This window comes from Thiolapillus sp. (assembly GCF_048562965.1).
In the GTDB taxonomy this organism is placed as follows: Bacteria; Pseudomonadota; Gammaproteobacteria; order Chromatiales; family Chromatiaceae; genus Thiolapillus; species Thiolapillus brandeum_A.
Genome location: NZ_JBHNMF010000937.1, coordinates 1 through 1107, shown reverse-complemented (window position 1 = coordinate 1107; position 1107 = coordinate 1). Strand labels below are relative to the sequence as shown.

Here is a 1107-nt window from a genome sequence, read left to right as displayed (position 1 = left end):
TAGCAGCATTAACCAGCAGCAGCACGGCACACGCTATCACCGTACACCGTGTAACCAGTCTGGCAGACCACGGCAACGGCACATTACGGGCAGCAGTGGAATCAGCAACCGACGGCGACCGGGTGACGTTCGCGCCCTGGCTGTATCAAAAAACCATCCGACTAGACAGGCAAATCATAATCGACAAGCGCCTGCGCATCGAGGGCGATATAAACGGCGACAGACGGCCAGACATCACACTAGACGGACAACATACCAACAGACTGCTAAACGTCACACCAAAGGGCAATTTGAGCCTGTGGGCGGTAGCACTGGAAAGCGGCAAGGCAGCAAAGGGCGGCGCAATCTACAACCGGGGAGAAATCAACGTCCAGTTTTCCGCAATCAACGGAAACCAAGCAACGGACATGGGCGGCGGAATCTACAACCGGGGAACGCTAACAGTGGATAGCTCCAGCATGAGAGACAACACCGCAGAACAGGGCGGCGCAATCTGCAACGATAAAACAGCAGCAATCGGAGACACAGCAAAAACAACACTGGCCAGTTCAACGTTTGCATGGAACACAGCCAGGCAACAGGGGGGAGTAGTCTACAACCACCGCGGACAATTCGGAGCAATAAACAGCACATTTGCGAACAACCGAGCGCAAAAATCCACAAACTGGGAGACCGATACCGCCGCGCGTGGATCCGTACTGTTCGCAGACGGCGGCAGTAACAAATTCTCAGACAGCACACTAAAAAACAACAAGAGCGCGCCAATCACGGATCCAGAACTAGATGAGTGCAGCTTCGCAGTAGGAAAAAACAGATGCCGTGGCTGTTCATGCAGACCAGACGCCGAACGCAAACGAAACAACAAACGGCGCAGAGCAAACAATGGCGGCACAATATACAACTTGGGAATGCCTGGAGCTACAACGCTGCAAATCATCCGCACAGTAATATCCGAATCACGGGGAAGAAATTGCGGCGGCTGGGGGTATTTCAGCCTGCAAAACAGCTGGATAGACGATGACAGCTGCAACGGAGATAGAGACTTCTCAGAACCGGGCAGCAGCTGGGGAGATGCGAAACTGGGACCACTAGCGAACTATGGCGGTT

1 protein-coding gene is annotated in these 1107 nt (G+C 53.7%); it reads left to right on the top strand.

The window, feature by feature from the left end:
- Positions 1-95: 95 nt before the first annotated feature.
- On the top strand, positions 96-1107 hold a 1012-nt coding region (locus ACOCD2_RS21305), incomplete at its 3' end, for a hypothetical protein (protein ID WP_419626064.1).